The organism is Haloarcula argentinensis DSM 12282, assembly GCA_000336895.1.
Classification (GTDB): Archaea; Halobacteriota; Halobacteria; order Halobacteriales; family Haloarculaceae; genus Haloarcula; species Haloarcula argentinensis.
The window spans coordinates 186,776-203,434 of the sequence record AOLX01000022.1 but is presented as its reverse complement, the minus strand read 5'-3'; the positions used below and the strand labels follow the sequence as shown (position 1 = coordinate 203,434).

Sequence of the window (16,659 nt, the reverse complement as noted above, 5' to 3'; positions counted from 1 at the left end):
TCCAGTAGCTCCGGTGCCGCGTCGTATGCCACCCCCGCAACCGCGGATTCCGACGAGTCGTCCCCGCCGTGGCCGGTCTGACGGTCTGTCTCAGCCATGGTCAGTCATCCGCCGAAATCGGCTGGCCTTCGGCGTCGGTCGGGGCCGGGCTGTCGCCGTCGTCGAAGGGATACCACGACTGCTTGCCGTCGGCCAGGCACGGGTCGGTGTACCCCTCGACCTCGTGGGGTTCGGCCAGTTCGACGATGGTCTCGTGGCCGGTGGCATCGACCCACTCCCGGAACGTCTGGCCCTCCGAGCGCAACGCGGCGTAGGCCTCGACGATGTTAGCGATCATGCCCGGCACTTCGTCGGCGGGGACCCGCTGGCGCACCCACTCGATGAACGTCGGCTCCTCGCCGATGCCGCCGCCGACGCCCACGTCGACGGCTTCGACCATCTGTCCGTCCTTGCGGGCGCGCATCCCCTGCAAGCCGATGTCGGCCGTCATCGCCTGGCCGCAGTCGGCCGTACAGCCCGAGAAGTGCATCTTGATGCGGTCTACGTCGTCGGGCACCTCGACGTTGTCGCCGAGCCAGCGGAGCAGGCGGGCCATCCGCGCCTTCGTCTCCGTGAGTGCCAGCGAGCAGAACTCCGTCCCCGTACAGGCCATCGCGCCCTGGACGAACGGGTTCGGCTCGGGCGAGTGCTTCTCCAGCAGCGGCTCGTTGAGGAGGTTCGAGAGGTTCCCGTCGGGTACGTCCATGATGATCGGGTTCTGCCGGCGGGTCAGCCGCACCTCGCCAGAGCCGTAGGCGTCGGCGAGGTCCGCGAGTTCGATGGCGTCCTCGGCGGAGAGTCGGCCGACCGGCACCGAGAGCCCGACGTAGTTCTTGTCGTCTTTCTGGTCGTACACCCCGACGTGGTCGTGGGCCCCGTGCTCGGCCGACTTGCCGGCGTTGTACGTGTACGCCCCGCGGAAGTCGGTGCCGGCGGTCTCGAACTCGAAATCAAGGCGCTCGTCGAGTTCCTCCCGGATAGCGTCGGTGCCGTGTTCGTCGACGAAAAAGCGCGCGCGGTTCTTCGAGCGGTTCTGACGGTTGCCTTCCTCGTGGTAGTACTCGACGAACGCCCGGACCGTCTCGACGGCGTGTTCGGGCCGAATGAACAGGTCGAGCGGACGGGCCTCGCGGGGTTCGCGGCCGCCGAGGCCGCCACCGACACGGACGTTGAACCCCTCGACTTCCTCGCCATCAATGATCTTGTGGGCTGGCTCCAGCCCGATATCGTTGATGCTGTCCTGGGCACACCCCTGCTTGCACCCCGTCACCGAGATGTTGAACTTCCGGGGCATATTGGAGAGGTCGTTGTCGTCGCGGATGGTCTCCTGAATCTCGTCGAGAATCGGGCGGGACGCGACGTACTCCTCGGCCTTGCCGGCGACCGGACAGCCGGAGATGTTGCGCATCGTATCCCCGCCGGCCGAGCGCGAGGAGACGCCGACGGCTTCGAGTTTCTCCCAGATCTCCGGGATGTCCTCGAGCTTGAGCCAGTGGAGTTGGATGGACTGGCGCGTCGTGAGGTCGATCCAGCCGTTCCCGAACTCGGGGTTCTCGGCCGGTCCCTTCGCGTAGTCGCGAGCGACCTCTCCAATGGCCCGGAGCTGGTCGGGCTCCAAGACACCGCCGCAGTTGGTCAGCCGCATCATGAAATACGACTCCTGCCCGCCGCGGTGGTGGAACACCCCCCAGAATTTGAACCGCGAGAACCACTTCTCGCGCTCGTCTTCAGGGATGGAATCCCACCCCTTCTCGGCAAACTCCTCTAGTTTCTCCCGTACTTCATCACCGTACAGCTCTGCCTTGTACTCCTCTTTCTTATGTGCCATCGTCAGTCATCCTCAATTATTAATGTATGTGCTGTTTTCTCGCTCATAGTTATCCGAACGTCCGCTAATTTACGCTTGAATACTGATGTTGGTTCCTTATAACCCTATTCGTTAAAGAAATAAAGAAGTGTGTCGCTTTCGACAACAGCCGTCCAGAATTATACCGTCTGAGAGGTGTTTAAGGAGGTAATACAGCAGGGCGGCGAGACGCAAGAAATCGCAAGCAGGCGACGTGATACGTCGGCAGACGACAGGGCTGTGACCTAGTTGTGGTGTGGGACCGTGATTCGGCTGCTGGGACGGCGGCTGCGGTTTTGCGGTGTCAGCAGCGCGCACCAGAGCAGCGTTTGTGCGCCCCGAGACATCGACTGTCGAGGGTCGGTCGAGCGGTTCGTGGGACGAGCCGGTTCCCACAGGAGTCGTATCACAGCCCCCGATACAGAGTCCGCGTGAGAAACCGACGGTCGTGGCTGCCATCTGACGGCCACGACCGTCCGAAGTTACAGACAGGGGGGTCAGTCGTCGCCGGAGGCGACGGTGGTGCCTTCTTGCGTGCTTCCGACGAAGCCGGCCGTGTTAGCGACTTTCGCGATTTCCGGCTGGAACACCCATGCGGACAGCAACACAATCGGAATCATGGTAACGCCAGCTACGGAGTACCCGATGTGAAGGTTCGCCAGCCACGGCGCGGAGTAAAACAGCGGGTAGACGATCCCGCCGACAGTGCCGACGCCGCCGACGACACCCGCGACCGAGCCCGAGTCGTCGGGGAACATCGCAGGTACCTGCGCGAATATTGCGCCTTCGGCCCACGCACAGCCCGTGCCCACCAAGAAGCCGATCACGACGGCGTTCAGCAACACCCCGGAAAGGCCGGCCAGCGTCATGGCGAACATCATCAGCACGATGAAACAGAGCCCGAGGAACGTCCACTGTTCGCGGTACTGGCCCTCGAAAAAGGGCAGGATGTTCTTCTCCTTGCGGGCCAGCAGGTCGCTGCCGTAGCCACCGAACGGCCGGAGCAGTCCCGCGGCAATCGAGAACGTTGCGGCGAAGGTGCTCGCGATGACGAGGTTGTCCTGATTGAACGCCTCGCGGTAGTAGGTGGCGAGCCACCCGTTCATCGACAGTTCGAGGCCGAAGGACATGATGTACGCAGCGGCGAGGACGACAGTGCCGTATCGCGTGGCCGTGTGCAGCCAGCCTTTGAAGTTGGTATCCTCCTTGGTCGCCTGACGTTTCGCCTCGGTCTTCGCGGCCTCGCCGAGCGTGTAGTAGGCGATTGCGAGGAGGATGGAGACGATGCCAGTGTAGAAGAACGCGGCTCGCCAGTTAGTCGAGAACAGCGGGCCGCTCCAGCCGGAGCCGAACACGCGGGGGAGAATCAGTGCGCCACCGGCGGCACCGGCGTTCCCGACGCCGGCGTAGATGCCCTCCGCGAGGCCGAGGTTCTCCTCCTCGAACCACTCGGCGACGTGCTGGATGCCGATGACGAACGTGATGCCGGCCGTCGCCACGATGAGTCGCAACACGAAGAACACGGAGTAGTCCTGTGCGAAGGCGCTCCCGATCGAGAACACGCCGACGTACGCCAGCACGATGGCGAAGATGGCCGGCGCGCCGAACTTATCGGAGAGCCAGCCGGTGAGCATCCGTCCGAACGGGGCCATCCAGATAGCCGAACTCGCCAGAATTCCGATCTCTGCAGTCGTGAGCCCGAACTCCTCGGCCATCGGGCCGGTAAACGGCGCAAAGGAGAACCAGATGAGAAACGAGAAATTGAACCCGATGGTCGCCAGCAGCAGCGTCCGGTACTTCGTCATCTTGATCAGTCCCATGCCGACACCTCGGTTACGGACTGACCATCATCCACGATTATTAACGAGTCTTTGTCCACCAATTCGATTTTATTTTGGATGTGTGCCCACATCAGTACATGAAGTCCGAAAGTCCCACCATTTAATAACAGTAACCCTTTACAGAACGGCTATTCCAGTCTGCCTGAGTGGATAGACCGCAAATATATCATCGGATATCCCCTGTTTAAGGACATTGAACGCCCAGCGGATGCGGGAATAACTGGACATATTTGGAGTGATTCGAGCGAGTTCCGAGAGCTGTGTGTTGGTTGCCCGTCAAGGCTGCGCCCGACAGACGCTCAGTCGGCCGTGGCCGGCGGCAGTTCGGCCTCTGGGGCGACGAGGCGAGCAGCACACTGCTTGAAGTTCGGCTCGTCGGACTGGGGGTCCCGGTCCGAAAGCGTCAGCCGGTTCGTCGCCGGATGGTGAATCGGGAGCCATACCATCCCGCGGGGGACGCCCTCATCGCGGTCGATGTCGATCGTCGCGGAGCCGCGGCGCGTTTCGATGGTCAGCGTCCCATCGGAGAGTTGTTCGCTGTGTTCCGCGACCGTTTCGGGGTGGATTCGGGCCACCAGCGGCCCAGCCTCGCCCCCACGGGACCGGACGCCGGTGTTGTACCCGTCGGCCTCGCGGGCGGTCGTCAGGGTCAGCGGGTAGTCCTCGTCGGTCGGTTCCGGGAGCGACCCTTGCCGGCCGGTCGAGAACTGTGCGCGGCCGGACGGGGTCGGGAACGACCACGACTCGTCGTCGTGGTAGCGGTAGCCACCGGCGCTTTCCTCGTCGGGCGAAGGCCACCGGACAGCGTGAACCTCGTCCAGTCGCTCGTAGGTGATGCCCGAGCAATCGGCGACCGTCCCCTCGGTGAGCGCGGTGAACTCGTCGAACACGGCCGACGGGTCCGGCGACGTGTGCTCGAACAGGCCGGGGAACAGCCGCGAACCGATGGTGGCGATGATGTCCAGATCCGGCCTGACGCCGCTTGGCAGGTCGGTCGCCGACCGGACCCGAGAGATGGTCCGCTCCATGTTCGTCGTCGTTCCGTCGCTTTCGCCCCACGTCGCGGCGGGCAGAACCACGTCGGCAATCTTGGTCGTTTCGGTGTGGAAAGCGTCCTGCACGACGACGAAGGCGTCTTCCAGTGTCTCGCGAACGCTCTCGGCCTCGGGCATCCCGGCGACGGGGTTCGTGGCAACGGCCCAGACGGCGTCTGGCTCGGCTTCGAGCATCCCGACCGGACCGGGACCGGTGTCGTCGGGGAGGCGGTCCACCGGCACATCCCAGTGGTCGGCGACGAGGCGGCGGTGGTCCGGGTCCTCGAAAGCCCGCTGGCCGGGCCAGGAGCCCTTCGAGGAGCAGATGCGGGTCCCCATCGAATTGGCCTGGCCGGTCAGCGAGAACGGGCCGCCGCCGGGCCGGAGGTTCCCCGTCGCCAGCGTCAGGTCGATGAGCGCCCGGGCGGTCTCGGTCCCTTGGACGTGCTGATTGATGCCCATGCCCCAGTAGATGAGTGCCCGCTGGTCGAGTGCGTCGGCCAGCAGGTCCACATCGGCCATCTCGACGCCGGCCTCGGCGGCCGCGTCCGTGGCGTCGGGCAGCGTCGCGAGCAGATCCTCGAACCCGTCGGTCGCCTCGTCGATGAACTCGCGGTCGACCCGGCCCGTTTCGACAATACGGGCGAGGACGGCCCGGGCCAGCGCGAGGTCCTTCCCCGGATCGGGCGCGACGTGGTGCTCGGAGTTCTCCGCCGTCTCGGAGCGGACGGGATCGACGACGATGATTTCGACGCCGTCTTCGTCAGCGGACTGCTGAATCCAGCAGAACATGACAGGATGGGCGACCGCCGGGTTCGCCCCCCAGACGACGTGGCGGTCGGCGTCGCTGATGTCGGCGTAGGTACACGGCGGCGCGTCGCTGCCGAATGCCTGGTAGTAGGCGGTGACGGCGCTGGCCATGCACAGCGTCGTGTTAGCATCGTAGTTGCGCGTGCCGAAGCCACCGCGGGCGACCTTCCCTAGCGCATAGGCAGCCTCATTTGTCTGCTGGCCGCTGCCCAGCACGGCGACGGAGTCTGGGTCCTGCTGGTGGGCGGCCTGGAGGCCCTCAACGGCGCGGGCCAGGGCCACGTCCCACTGGGTCTGGCGGAGTTCGCCATCACTGCGGACCATCGGCCGGGTGAGCCACTCCCCGTCGGGAGCCTTGCTCTCCCGGAGGCCGCGTGCACAGGCGAGACCCTGGCTGACTGGATGCGCGGCGTCGCCGCGAACAGCGTCGATACCGTACCCCTCGTCAGCGCCCTGATGCATGTGGCCACAGCCAACGGCACACCGCATACACGTCGTCGGCACCCAGTCGCTCACAGCCCCTCACGCGCCGTTCCGACGCCCGTCTGTCCACTGTGATATGATTTTTCGGTACGTTCGGATAGCATTATCGTATTTACGTAGATGAACACACACTGTATAACAGTGACTCTTTACGAAATACTTATTTCAACGGTAAGTCCGTGACGTACATCCACCAAGTCGATTGCACCGCCAGGTAACAACAGTTTCTTTCTGGCAGCGGTCAAACGGCAGCGTATGAACCACGAGCAGTCACGAGCGCTGTACGACCGCGCCCTGTCGGTGCTGTCGGGCGGCGTCAACTCCTCCGTGCGAGCGACGCGGCCCTATCCGTTCTTCGTCGAGAAGGGGGACGGCGGGCACGTCATCGACGCCGACGGGAACCGATACATCGACTTCGTCATGGGCTATGGTCCGCTGCTGCTGGGCCATAGTTTGCCCGAACAGGTCCAGTCAGCCATCCAGCAACACGCCGCCGAGGGGCCGATGTACGGCGCACCCACTGAAGTCGAGGTCGAACTGGCCGAGTTCGTCACCCGGCACGTCCCCAGCGTCGAGATGCTCCGATTCGTCAACAGCGGGACCGAGGCAACGGTCTCGGCGGTCCGACTTGCCCGTGGCTACACGGGACGGGACAAGATCGTCGTGATGCAGAGCGGCTACCACGGCGCACAGGAGTCCACGCTGGTCGAGGGCGAGGGGGACCACACCGCCCCATCCAGCCCCGGAATCCCCGAGAGCTTCGCCGAACACACGCTGACCGTGCCGTTCAACGACGAGGAGGCCGCCCACGAAGTGTTCGAGGAACACGGCGACGATATCGCGGCCGTCCTCACCGAACCCATCCTCGGGAACTACGGCATCGTCCACCCGATTGAGGGGTACCACGAGACCCTGCGCGAACTGTGTGACGACCACGGCTCCCTGCTGATCTTCGACGAGGTCATCACTGGCTTCCGAATCGGCGGTCTGCAGTGTGCGCAGGGCGCGTTCGACATCGACCCCGACATCACCACCTTCGGGAAGATCGTCGGTGGCGGCTTCCCGGTCGGGGCCATCGGCGGCAAAAGCGAGATCATCGAGCAGTTTACACCCGCCGGCGACGTGTTCCAGTCCGGGACGTTCTCGGGCCACCCCGTGACGATGGCGGCCGGCCTAGAGACGTTGCGGTATGCGGCTGAACACGACGTATACGACCACGTCAACGATCTCGGCGAACAGCTCCGAGCGGGCTTGCAGGACATTCTTGAAGACCAAGCTCCCGAGTACACCGTCGTCGGTCGGGATTCGATGTTCAAGGTCATCTTCACCCGTGACGGGCCGGATTCCTTCGACGGACATTGCGAGGCTGGCTGCCGGCAACAGGAGTCCTGTCCGCGCTTCGATTACTGTCCGAAGACTGGCCACGACGTGACACAGGCCGAGACCGAGCGGTGGGAGCGACTGTTCTGGCCCGCGATGAAAGACCAGGGCGTATTCCTCACGGCGAACCAGTTCGAGTCACAGTTCATCTGTGATGCCCACACAGGTGAAGACATAGAGAATGCGCTCGAAGCGTACAAAGAGGCGATATGAAGTGAGCGACGACGATATCGCGCTCTCGGAGAAGCGGATGTACGGGGCGAAACGTCCGGAGACCCACGCGTACGTCGCGTCGGGACTGGGCGTCACCCGCGTTGAGACGGCCGGTGGCCAGATCGGACGGTTCAGCCTGAGCGAACGGTGCAATGCCCGTGACGTGGCCGGCGCGAGCAGCGAAGTCGCGGTCGCCACCGACGAGGACGTACTCGTGTTGACCGACGACGGTTTCGTCCCGACCGGGTTCGGGCCAGCCACCGCGGTCGGCTACGACGGCGACGGACTGCTCGCAGCCGGCGACGGCCACATCGCTCGGTACGACGGTGAGTGGCGGGATATCGGCGCGGTCGCAGACGTCCGCGCCATCGACGGCGACCGCCTCGCTGCGGCCGAGGGCGTGTACGCCCTCCCGTCACTCGACCGACTCGGCCTCGTGGACGTGGCCGACGTGGCGGGCGACTACGCCGCGACCGAGAGCGGGCTGTACCGCTACGAAGGCGAGAGCGGCGAGTGGACCGAGGTCCGGTCGGGCCAACATCTGGCGGTTGCAAGCGACGGCGAGCAAGTCCACGCCGCCGCGGCGGACGGCTTGTACGAACTGGCAAACGGTGCGTGGGAGCCCTGTTCGTTGCCGGCCACCGAACGTGTCGTCGACGTGACGTACGGCGACGACACCTACGCTATCACCGAGAACGGGACCTTCCTCGTCGCGACCGCCGCCGAGGCGACCGCCGACGGACAGGGCGGCTGGCGACAGCGCTCGCTGGGCGTCCCCGATGTCGTCGGCGTCGCTGTAGCCTGAGTCGATCAGTAGTATCTAAGTGGGATGTCGCAGTTCTATCCGGCCTTCATAGTATCGACCGGCGTCCATGCCCTCTTACTGCGGTATTTGCTGTCTGTCGGCTTCTTTCAAGATGATCCCGTAGCCCCGGAGTGCTCCGGACTCGTCAAAGCTCGCAGAGAGCGTCATGTCTGTCCAGCAGCGCGTGCCGTCCTGGCGGATCTGTAACCCTTCATGGGAGACGGTCCCGTCTGTTTTCGCGGTATCGAGGAGTCGCTCGGGAAGGCTGTTCGCCGGATCAGACTCCTCGAAGAACGTCGAAACGTGCGCTCCGAGGATCTCGTCCACATCGTAGCCCGTGAATCGTCGGGCACCGTCGTTCCAGCGAGTGACGTAGCCCTCGTGGTCGAGGGTGAAGAAGGCGTGGTCGTCCATGGCATCGATAAGAACGTCGAACGGAGTGCTCTGTCCCGTCAACTGCGTCCGTTCGGGGGTGATGTCCCGCGCCGTACACACGATTACCCCGTCGTCAGCGTGAGCCAGGCGATGGTTCGTAACGAGCCTGTTTCCGTCTTTCATCAGTCGAACTGTTTCGCCCGACCAGTACTCGTTTTCTTTGACCGCTGGGATGATGTCGTTCTCTAGCCGGTCCGCTTCATCGTCGTGGTACAGAATTGTCCAGTGCTTGCCGGCCAGTTCATCCTGCTCGTAGCCAAATAGGTCCGCAAAGGCAGGGTTCACATACGAAAACGTCCCGTCCGGGTCGATGAGGCTGATCCCTTCGCTGGCAGTCTTCATTGCCCTATAGCTACGGTCGATTGTACGGACAGCACGGTACCGTTCGACAAGGTTCGTAATTCGATTGGCCAGGATTGCGTACTGTTCAGTCCCGTGCTCTTTCTGGAAGTACTCCGTCACGCCGGCAGTAATAGCTTCGCTCGCGATCTCTTCGCTCCCTTTGCCAGTAAAAAGGATGAACGGCAGGTCAGGATACTCTTCGCGGACTGCAGCCAAGAACTCCAGTCCGTCCATTACTGGCATATCATAGTCCGAGACGATACAATCGATGTCCTCTGCCCGAAGAATCGCAAGGCCGTCAGTTCCGCTGGTTGCCGTTTGAACTTCGAACCGTTCGTTTTCCTGTTCGAGAAACTGGGCAGTCAAATCCGCAAAATCGGGTTCGTCATCCAGATGTAATACCTTCATTATTTTGGAGGGACTGCTCTGTTCGTGCTTTGGAATCGGACAGAGATAAATACCTCATCTAGTTGTAAATAATATTATGGTAAGAGATCCTTGTGTCCCAGAATTGGCATGATCACACAAGCTACATGAATGTTGTAGCGATATATGTCAATTACAATATATTTGTCTGAGGGGGAGAGTCAGCCCCGGTGTCGGGGAATCGAAAAGAGGTTTAGCCCGGACAGCCACCCACCGCACATGATTATCCCCGGGGCGGACACGCAGGCGTTCGCGGCGACCCTCGCCGAGGCGACCGGCGAGCGGCTGGGACGGGTCGAGTACGAACGGTTCCCCGACGGTGAACACGTCGTCCGGGTCCCCGACGCGGTCGCCGGCGAGCGGGCGATCGTCGTCGCGTCGACCGTCGACAGCGACGCGCACCTCCAGTTGCTCCAGTTGCAGGACGCGGCCCGCGAAAGCGGCGCGAGCGAGGTCATCACCGTCATTCCGTACATGGGTTACGCCCGCCAGGACGAGGCGTTCAAGCCCGGTGAGCCGGTGTCCTCGCGGGCGATGGCCCGCGCCATCTCGACGGGAACCGACCGGGTGCTGACCGTGAATCCCCACGAGCCGGCCGTCTGCGACTTCTTCGACGTGCCAGCTACCAACCTCGACGCCGCAAGCGTCCTCGCGGACCCGCTGCCGGACACGCTCGACGACCCGCTCTTTCTCTCGCCCGACGAAGGCGCAATCGCCCTCGCGACGACGGTCCGGGACGCCTACGGCGAGGGCGAGACGGACTTCTTCGAGAAGGACCGGGACTACGACACCGGCGACATCGAGATCAGCCCCAGCGACGCGCCGGTCAAGGGCCGGGACGTGGTGCTTGTCGACGACATCATCGCCACCGGATCGACGATGAGCGAGTCCGTCGGTGTCCTCGACGACCGCGACGCCCAGCGTGTGTTCGTCACCTGCGTCCACCCGATGCTCGCCAGCAACGCCCTGACGAAGCTCAACAGTGCCGGTGTCGAAGCCGTCTACGGGACGGACACGCTCGAACGCGCCGTCAGCGAAGTCAGTGCCGCGCCGGTCGTCGCAGACCAGCTGTAATCACTCCTTGTTTTGTTTCAAGCGAGAGAAGTACTCCGACACTTCCGCAGCGGTCATAGCTCGTGGCTCCGCTTAGTCGTCGCTCGCCTGTTTTGAGGGTGTCCGCTGGTCGCGTGCCGGGCTAGTCCGACGCTTCGGCGGCCGCGACCGGAGCAATCGCAATCTCCATATCAGTTCCTTCGACGTCCCACGTTTTGCGGTGGCCGTCTTCAACGCCGTCTAACTCGTCAGCGCGGACCTCCTCTTTAATCAGTGCTTCGTGCTCTCTGACGAGCGAATCGACGCGCTCGTCGTCGATAGCCAGATCCACGACAATCCGCTCCTCGATGTCCAGTTCGAGGTCTTTACGCATCTCCTGGACCCGACGGATGACTTCGCGGGCGTATCCCTCGCTCTCGATGTCCTCGGTGAGCGTGGTGTCGACGTAGACGACGCCGCCGCCGTCGAGTGCGGTGAACTCCGTTCCGGTGACGCCCTCGGGCGTCTCGCGCCGGAATTCGACCATCTCTTCGGTGAGGTCAATATCCTCGTCGAGCGCGTCGTTCACTGTGTCTTCGAGGGTATCGAGTGACTGCTCGGTGACGCGGGCCTCGTTGAGCGCGTTCATGACGCGGCCGGCGTCATCGCCGAAGGCCGGACCGAGTTCGCTCATGTCGGCCTCGGCGGAGTACTGGAGTTCGCCCCACTCGTTGTCAGCGCCGACGACCTCGACGACGCGGGCATTGAGTCGGTCGGCGATGATTGCTTCTTGGGCGCGAACGGCGTCGGCCACGTCGTCGCTGTCCACGTCGACGACGACGCGGGTGACAGGCCAGCGGAGCTTGCGTTCGGCCTGCTGGCGGGCGTTCGAGCCCGCTTCCTCGACCTCACGGACGACCTCGATTTCCCGTTCGAGCGCGGGGTCGTGCAGGTCGGCGTCGACCTCGGGCCAGTCGCACATGTGGACCGTCGGGTGGCCGGCGTCGCCGGTGAGCGCACCGTACACCTGCTCTGCGACGAACGGCGTGAACGGGGCGAACAGCGCGGCCACGGATTCGAGCACGCGGTAGAGTGTGGCGTAGGCGGCCTGCTTCGAGGCACTGTCTTCCTCCTCCCACATCCGCTCGCGGACGACCTGAATGTAGAAGCGGGAGACATCCTCGACGACGAACTCGAGCAGTTCGTCGACCGCCTTGTCGTTCTCGAAGTCGTCCATCGAGTCCGTCATCGCCTCGGTCACGCTCTGGAGCCGGGAAAGCACCCACTCGTCGACGAGTTCGAGGTCGTCGCGGACGTCCTCGACGGTCGTTTCCTCGGGGTCGAAGTCGTCGGCCCGCATGTACGGCAGCGGGAACCGGGCGACGTTCCAGAGGATGTTCAGCCGGCGCTGCATCTCGGCGGTCTCCTCCCACGAGAAGTTCATGTCCTCGCCTTGGGCGGTCACCGACAACAGGAACAGCCGCATCGGGTCGCGGCCGTGTTTTTCAATGACCTCATGCGGGTCGATGAGGACGCCCTTCGATTTGGACATGCCGCGGCCGTCGGGCATGTTGGCGTAGCCGTGCATCAGCACCTGCTTGTACGGGATTTCGCCGGTCGCGGCGGTGCTCATACCCAGCTGGGACCAGAACCACCCGCGGGTCTGGTCGTGGGCCTCCATGATGAGGTCAGCGGGCCACAGTTCATCGAAGTCCTCGGTCTGCTCGGGGTAGTTGACGGTCCCCCACGTCGCGACGGAGGAGTCAAGCCAGACGTCGAACACGTCGCCGACGCGGGTGTAGGTCGTGCCGTCTTCGGTGATAGTGAGGTCGTCGACCGTGCCCTTGTGCAGGTCAACGCTCTCGGGGTCGATTTCCTGATCGACCCGTTCGGTGAGTTCCTCGCGGTCGCCGACGACGATGGCATCGTCCATGTCGCCGCTCCAGTCTTCAGGGAGCCAGATGGGGATCGGAATGCCCCAGTAGCGCTGCCGCGAGACGTTCCAGTCCGGTGCGTCCTCGACGAAGTCACGGAAGCGGTTGTCGCGGGCCCACTGCGGGTACCACTCGCTGTCCTCGATGTTCGCCAGCAGTTCATCCTTGATGTCGGTCACTGTGATGAACCACTGGTCGGTGACGATGCGGACGATGTCGGTGTCACAGCGCCAGCACTGCCCCTCGCGGACGGTGTGGCCCGCCTCGCTGGACAGCAGGAAGTCCTTGTCGTCGAGGTCGTCGATGACCTCGTCGTTGGCGTCGCGGACGAACGTCCCAGCGTACTTGCCCGCGTCGTTGGTGTAGACGCCATCACTGCCGACCGGACAGAAGATTTCGAGGTCGAGTTCCTGGCCGCGCTCGAAGTCCTCCTCACCGTGGCCGGGCGCGGAGTGGACAAGGCCGGTGCGGTCGGCCTCGACGTAGTCGGCGGTGTACACCTGCCCGGAGCCCTTGCCCTGTGCGTGGTCCGGCACTTCCTCAGCGAGCGGGTGGTCGTACGCCCAGCCGACCATCTCCTCGCCGGACAGTTGCTCGACGACCTCGTAGTCATCGTAGCGGCCGGCCTTCAGCACGTCCTCGACGCAGGCCTCGGCGAGATAGAGCCGTTCCGTCTCGCCGTCTTTCTCGGCGTCGACGCCCACGTATTCGAGGTCGCCGTCGGCGGCGACGAAGGTGTTGGCGACGATAGTCCACGGGGTCGTCGTCCAGATGACCAAACTGCCCTCCTGTTCCGCCAGCGGGAATTTCACGTAGATCGACGGCTTGCCGACATCGTGATACTCGACCTCGTTGTTGGCGATACCGGTCTCACACCGCGGGCACTGATTGATGGAGCGCTGGCCCTGCTCGACGAGGCCGCGCTCGTGAGCCTGCTGGAAACCCCACCAAGCGGCCTCCATGTACTCGGGGTTGACCGTCTTGTACGGGTCGTCCCAGTCCATCCAGACGCCGAAGTCCTGAAAGTCCGACTGGAGGCCGTCGAGTTGCTCCTCGGCGAAGGCCTTGCACTCCTCGATGAAGTTCTCCTCGCCGAACTGCTCGATGTCTTTCTTGTTCTCGAAGTCAAGGCGCTCCTCGACTTTCGTTTCGATGGGGAGGCCGTGCATATCGTAGCCCGGCCGGTCGGTGACATCGTAGCCCTGCATCCGCAGGTAGCGGATGTAACAGTCCTTCAGGGTCTTGTTCCACGTCGTCCCCATGTGGGCCGCGCCAGAGGTGTAGGGCGGCCCGTCAACGAAGAAGTAGTCCTCGCCGTCGGCCCGGTGGGCCTTCGTCTGCTCGTAGGCGTCGACATCGTCCCAGTACTCGAAGACGCCCTCCTCGACGGCGTCGGGGTCGTACTGGTCGTCGACAGCGGCGAAACGTTCCATACCGGCACATTCGCCGCCTCCAATAAAGGACAATCGGTTGTATGTGTGCGATTCAGATGGCACGGCACCAGTGTGGCGCTGGTCAGCGCTCGCGCTGGAGGAGCAACCCGGCTGTCTGGCCGCTATTTTCGGTTATCGGTGCGACGACTTCCCAGCCGTCGGCTCCGAGGGCGTTCAGTTCGTCCACGGGAACGCTGCTACCGCCGAACATCCCGGTGTCAACATCGAGCGCCTTGTACTCATAAGAGGGCATACATGCGTCGTGATAAGGGGCTGCCGGCAAACGCTTTGTGCTGCGCAGCGGCCGAGGCGTGTACTGACCGCCACCGATTTGCCACACACAGCCCTCAGGTTGCATGTGCCAACGTTTCCGGACGAAGCGGAGCGAAACGGCCTCGCTGAGGACTGCCAGCGCTGCCCGGAACTCGCCGACAGTCGGACCTGTATCTCGTGGGGCAACGGCCCGCTGTCAGCCGACCTCGTCGTCGTTGGCGAAGCCCCTGCCGAGGGGGACCCCGAGGCCGAGCACTGGCAGGGCGGCAACCTGACGGGAATGGCCTACACCTCGAAACGTTCCGGTCGGAAAATCCGCCAGGTGCTCGCCGACGCCGGGTTCGGCCACGACGACTCCTACTACACCAACGCCGTGAAGTGCCATCCGCCGGGGAACCGCGACCCGACCGATACGGAACTGGCAAACTGCCGGCCCTACCTCGTCGAGGAAGTCAGCGCGGTCGAGCCGGCGGCGGTCGTGACGACCGGAAAACACGCGACGAAGACAGTACTGGCACTGGACGACGCAGCCCCCGACAGCTTCCTCGACAGCGTGCTCGACCGCCGTCGGAGCGACGCGCTCGGCGTTCCTGTGGTCCCGCTGCTCCACCCGTCGTATCAGGAGGTCTGGCTCTCACGGCTGGGCTACGACTACGGGGGGTACGTCGCCGCGATCACAGACGCGGTCGCCGGTGTCAGCGACACCTAGAACCTTCTTGTGACCGCCGGACGCAGGGACGACTATGAGCGAGGACTGCATCTTCTGTCAGATCGTTGCCGGCGACATCCCCGGCCGCACCGTCTACGAAGACGACACCGTGCTGGCGTTTCTGGACGCCAATCCCCTCTCGCCGGGCCACACGCTCGTCATCCCGAAAGACCACCACGAACGGCTGAACAACACGCCTGCCGACGTGGCGGGCGAGGTGCTGTCGACCCTGCACGAACTCGTCCCCGCCGTCGAATCAGCGGTCGACGCCCCCGCTAGCACAGTCGCATTCAACAACGGTGAGGTGGCCGGCCAGGAGGTCCCCCACGTCCACGGCCACATTATCCCACGGTTCGAGGACGACGGCGGCCGTCCGATCCACGCGCTGGTCAACGACCGGCCCGACCTCTCTGAGGACGAACTGGACGCCATCGAGTCGGACATCGTGGCCGAGCAGGCGTAAAATTCCGCATCTTTTTACCGAAAGATACGCCAACAGCGACGCATGGGGGTTTCGACGCTTGCGTTTGTCGGGTGTACCGGTGGGGCTGGAACGACCAGATTGACAGTCGAGACGGCGGCGACGCTGGCCCGGAGTGGGCGGTCCGTCGCTGTCGTCGACGCGGCCTTTGGTACACAGGGGCTGGCAACGTACGTCGACGGGCGACTCGATGCCGACGTGACTGCGGTGGCCGTCGGCGACGCGTCGGTCGACGACGCGCTGTTCGAGTGGGGTATCGACGCCGACGGACGGGTCGCGATCTGTCCGTCCCACGCGCCGTTCGAGCGCCTCGCCCGGGCGAAGTCAGCCGAGAGCGCACAGACGCTCGAACAGGCTATCGAGGAGTTAGCCGGCCGGTTCGACCACGTCCTGCTCGATGTGCCACCAATTGCGTCGAATCAGGCCGTCGCCGCTGCCACGACCGCACAGCGGCGGGCGCTCGTAGTGCCGGCCAGCCAGCGCGGTAGCGACCTGCTTCCGCGACAGCAGGGCCGCCTCCGTGACATCGGAGCGCCGGCATCGGCCGTCATTGCGACCCGCGTCCACCGCGATACCGACGAATCCGTCGAGGATGCAGCGCATACGGTCCCACACATCGAACCGGGTGCGCCCAGACCACTTGCGACGGACCCAGATACCGATGTTGCGCCGACCGTCGCCGCGATGACTGAGGACCTACTCGATGTCGACCTCGGTCTGACCTTCGAGGACGACGGCCTGTTCTCCCGCTAGGGAAGCGGGAGGACGACGACGGGGCGGTCAACACGGGCGAGTAGGTTCCTGGCCGTCGGCCCGACGCCGTCGCCGTCGTCGGAACCGCGGTGGGGGCCAACGAGAAGCTCGTCCGGGTCGTGCTCGTCAAGCGCCGCCAGTATCTCCGTTACGGGCTCTCCCTCTCGCGTCTCCGTCGCGGGCATGAACGCTGCGAGCCGTGAGCGGGCGACGTTGACGGCGTCACCCGCGTCGCGGGACGGCGTATCGGGGTCGCGGACGGCGACCACGACGATGTCATCGTCGCCTGCCGGGTCAAGTCGGTCCTGCAGGTAGTCAGCGGCGGCCGCGGTGACGTGTACGGAACCGGTCGCAAGCAGAAACGTCGTCATGAGTGACTGTGTGGCGTGG

General features: G+C 64.0%; 13 protein-coding genes. 6 read left to right on the top strand and 7 right to left on the bottom strand.

The features are described from left to right. Positions 1-100: 100 nt before the first annotated feature. The 3 genes from C443_RS12900 to nasA all read right to left on the bottom strand — a co-directional run bounded on the left by C443_RS12900 (position 101) and on the right by nasA (position 6,086). Positions 101-1,867, bottom strand: coding sequence for a nitrite/sulfite reductase (locus tag C443_RS12900; protein WP_005536885.1), 1,767 nt, complete (start codon positions 1,865-1,867; stop codon positions 101-103). A 515-nt stretch (positions 1,868-2,382) separates the two neighbouring features. Beyond that, the gene (locus tag C443_RS12895) at positions 2,383-3,705 is read right to left on the bottom strand and encodes an MFS transporter (protein WP_005536884.1); all 1,323 of its coding nucleotides are present in this window, start codon (positions 3,703-3,705) and stop codon (positions 2,383-2,385) included. 320 nt (positions 3,706-4,025) lie between these two features. After that, the gene (gene nasA, locus C443_RS12890; protein ID WP_080505480.1) at positions 4,026-6,086 is read right to left on the bottom strand and encodes an assimilatory nitrate reductase NasA; all 2,061 of its coding nucleotides are present in this window, start codon (positions 6,084-6,086) and stop codon (positions 4,026-4,028) included. 222 nt (positions 6,087-6,308) lie between these two features. Here nasA and hemL point away from each other — a divergent pair, with 222 nt between their 5' ends. Next, complete coding sequence (hemL, locus tag C443_RS12885) at positions 6,309-7,646, top strand: glutamate-1-semialdehyde 2,1-aminomutase (protein ID WP_005536882.1); 1,338 nt, start codon at positions 6,309-6,311, stop codon at positions 7,644-7,646. Between the two features lies 1 nt (position 7,647). Next, positions 7,648-8,451, top strand: coding sequence for an HVO_0234 family beta-propeller protein (locus tag C443_RS12880; protein ID WP_005536880.1), 804 nt, complete (start codon positions 7,648-7,650; stop codon positions 8,449-8,451). A 75-nt stretch (positions 8,452-8,526) separates the two neighbouring features. Here C443_RS12880 and C443_RS12875 read toward each other — a convergent pair whose 3' ends face one another. Next, a complete protein-coding gene (locus tag C443_RS12875) occupies positions 8,527-9,636 on the bottom strand; it encodes a PAS domain-containing response regulator (RefSeq protein WP_005536878.1) in 1,110 nt (369 codons plus the stop codon). Between the two features lie 237 nt (positions 9,637-9,873). Between C443_RS12875 and C443_RS12870 the strand changes: the two genes are divergently transcribed. Further along, positions 9,874-10,728 carry a ribose-phosphate diphosphokinase gene (locus C443_RS12870; RefSeq protein WP_005536876.1) on the top strand — a complete coding sequence of 285 codons (855 nt, stop codon included), beginning with the start codon at positions 9,874-9,876 and terminating at the stop codon, positions 10,726-10,728. A gap of 121 nt (positions 10,729-10,849) precedes the next feature. Here C443_RS12870 and ileS read toward each other — a convergent pair whose 3' ends face one another. Beyond that, on the bottom strand, positions 10,850-14,053 hold the full coding sequence (ileS, locus tag C443_RS12865) for an isoleucine--tRNA ligase (protein ID WP_005536874.1): 3,204 nt from the start codon (positions 14,051-14,053) through the stop codon (positions 10,850-10,852). Positions 14,054-14,135: 82 nt separating this feature from the next. Further along, complete coding sequence (locus C443_RS20810; RefSeq protein ID WP_005536873.1) at positions 14,136-14,306, bottom strand: DUF4177 domain-containing protein; 171 nt, start codon at positions 14,304-14,306, stop codon at positions 14,136-14,138. A gap of 105 nt (positions 14,307-14,411) precedes the next feature. Between C443_RS20810 and C443_RS12860 the strand changes: the two genes are divergently transcribed. Genes C443_RS12860 through C443_RS12850 form a run of 3 tightly spaced genes read left to right on the top strand, consistent with a single transcriptional unit; the run spans position 14,412 to position 16,269 of the window. Then, the gene (locus tag C443_RS12860) at positions 14,412-15,035 is read left to right on the top strand and encodes a uracil-DNA glycosylase (RefSeq protein WP_005536871.1); all 624 of its coding nucleotides are present in this window, start codon (positions 14,412-14,414) and stop codon (positions 15,033-15,035) included. A gap of 34 nt (positions 15,036-15,069) precedes the next feature. Continuing rightward, the gene (locus C443_RS12855) at positions 15,070-15,498 is read left to right on the top strand and encodes an HIT family protein (protein ID WP_005536870.1); all 429 of its coding nucleotides are present in this window, start codon (positions 15,070-15,072) and stop codon (positions 15,496-15,498) included. Between the two features lie 42 nt (positions 15,499-15,540). Beyond that, positions 15,541-16,269: an AAA family ATPase gene (locus C443_RS12850; RefSeq protein ID WP_005536869.1), complete on the top strand. Its 729-nt coding sequence runs from the start codon at positions 15,541-15,543 to the stop codon at positions 16,267-16,269. On the opposite strand, the gene C443_RS12845 is transcribed toward C443_RS12850, so the two are convergent. Then, positions 16,266-16,640 (bottom strand): universal stress protein, encoded by a 375-nt coding sequence (locus C443_RS12845; RefSeq protein ID WP_005536868.1) that lies wholly within the window; start codon positions 16,638-16,640, stop codon positions 16,266-16,268. The genes C443_RS12850 and C443_RS12845 overlap by 4 nt on opposite strands. Positions 16,641-16,659: the final 19 nt, after the last annotated feature.

Bases quoted from the DNA above. Each gene is read 5' to 3' on its own strand.
- C443_RS12900 (WP_005536885.1), bottom strand. From the start codon at position 1,867: ATGGCACATAAGAAAGAGGAGTACAAGGCAGAGCTGTACGGTGATGAA.
- C443_RS12895 (WP_005536884.1), bottom strand. From the start codon at position 3,705: ATGGGACTGATCAAGATGACGAAGTACCGGACGCTGCTGCTGGCGACC.
- hemL (WP_005536882.1), top strand. From the start codon at position 6,309: ATGAACCACGAGCAGTCACGAGCGCTGTACGACCGCGCCCTGTCGGTG.
- C443_RS12875 (WP_005536878.1), bottom strand. From the start codon at position 9,636: ATGAAGGTATTACATCTGGATGACGAACCCGATTTTGCGGATTTGACT.
- C443_RS12870 (WP_005536876.1), top strand. From the start codon at position 9,874: ATGATTATCCCCGGGGCGGACACGCAGGCGTTCGCGGCGACCCTCGCC.
- ileS (WP_005536874.1), bottom strand. From the start codon at position 14,053: ATGGAACGTTTCGCCGCTGTCGACGACCAGTACGACCCCGACGCCGTC.
- C443_RS20810 (WP_005536873.1), bottom strand. From the start codon at position 14,306: ATGCCCTCTTATGAGTACAAGGCGCTCGATGTTGACACCGGGATGTTC.
- C443_RS12855 (WP_005536870.1), top strand. From the start codon at position 15,070: ATGAGCGAGGACTGCATCTTCTGTCAGATCGTTGCCGGCGACATCCCC.
- C443_RS12850 (WP_005536869.1), top strand. From the start codon at position 15,541: ATGGGGGTTTCGACGCTTGCGTTTGTCGGGTGTACCGGTGGGGCTGGA.
- C443_RS12845 (WP_005536868.1), bottom strand. From the start codon at position 16,640: ATGACGACGTTTCTGCTTGCGACCGGTTCCGTACACGTCACCGCGGCC.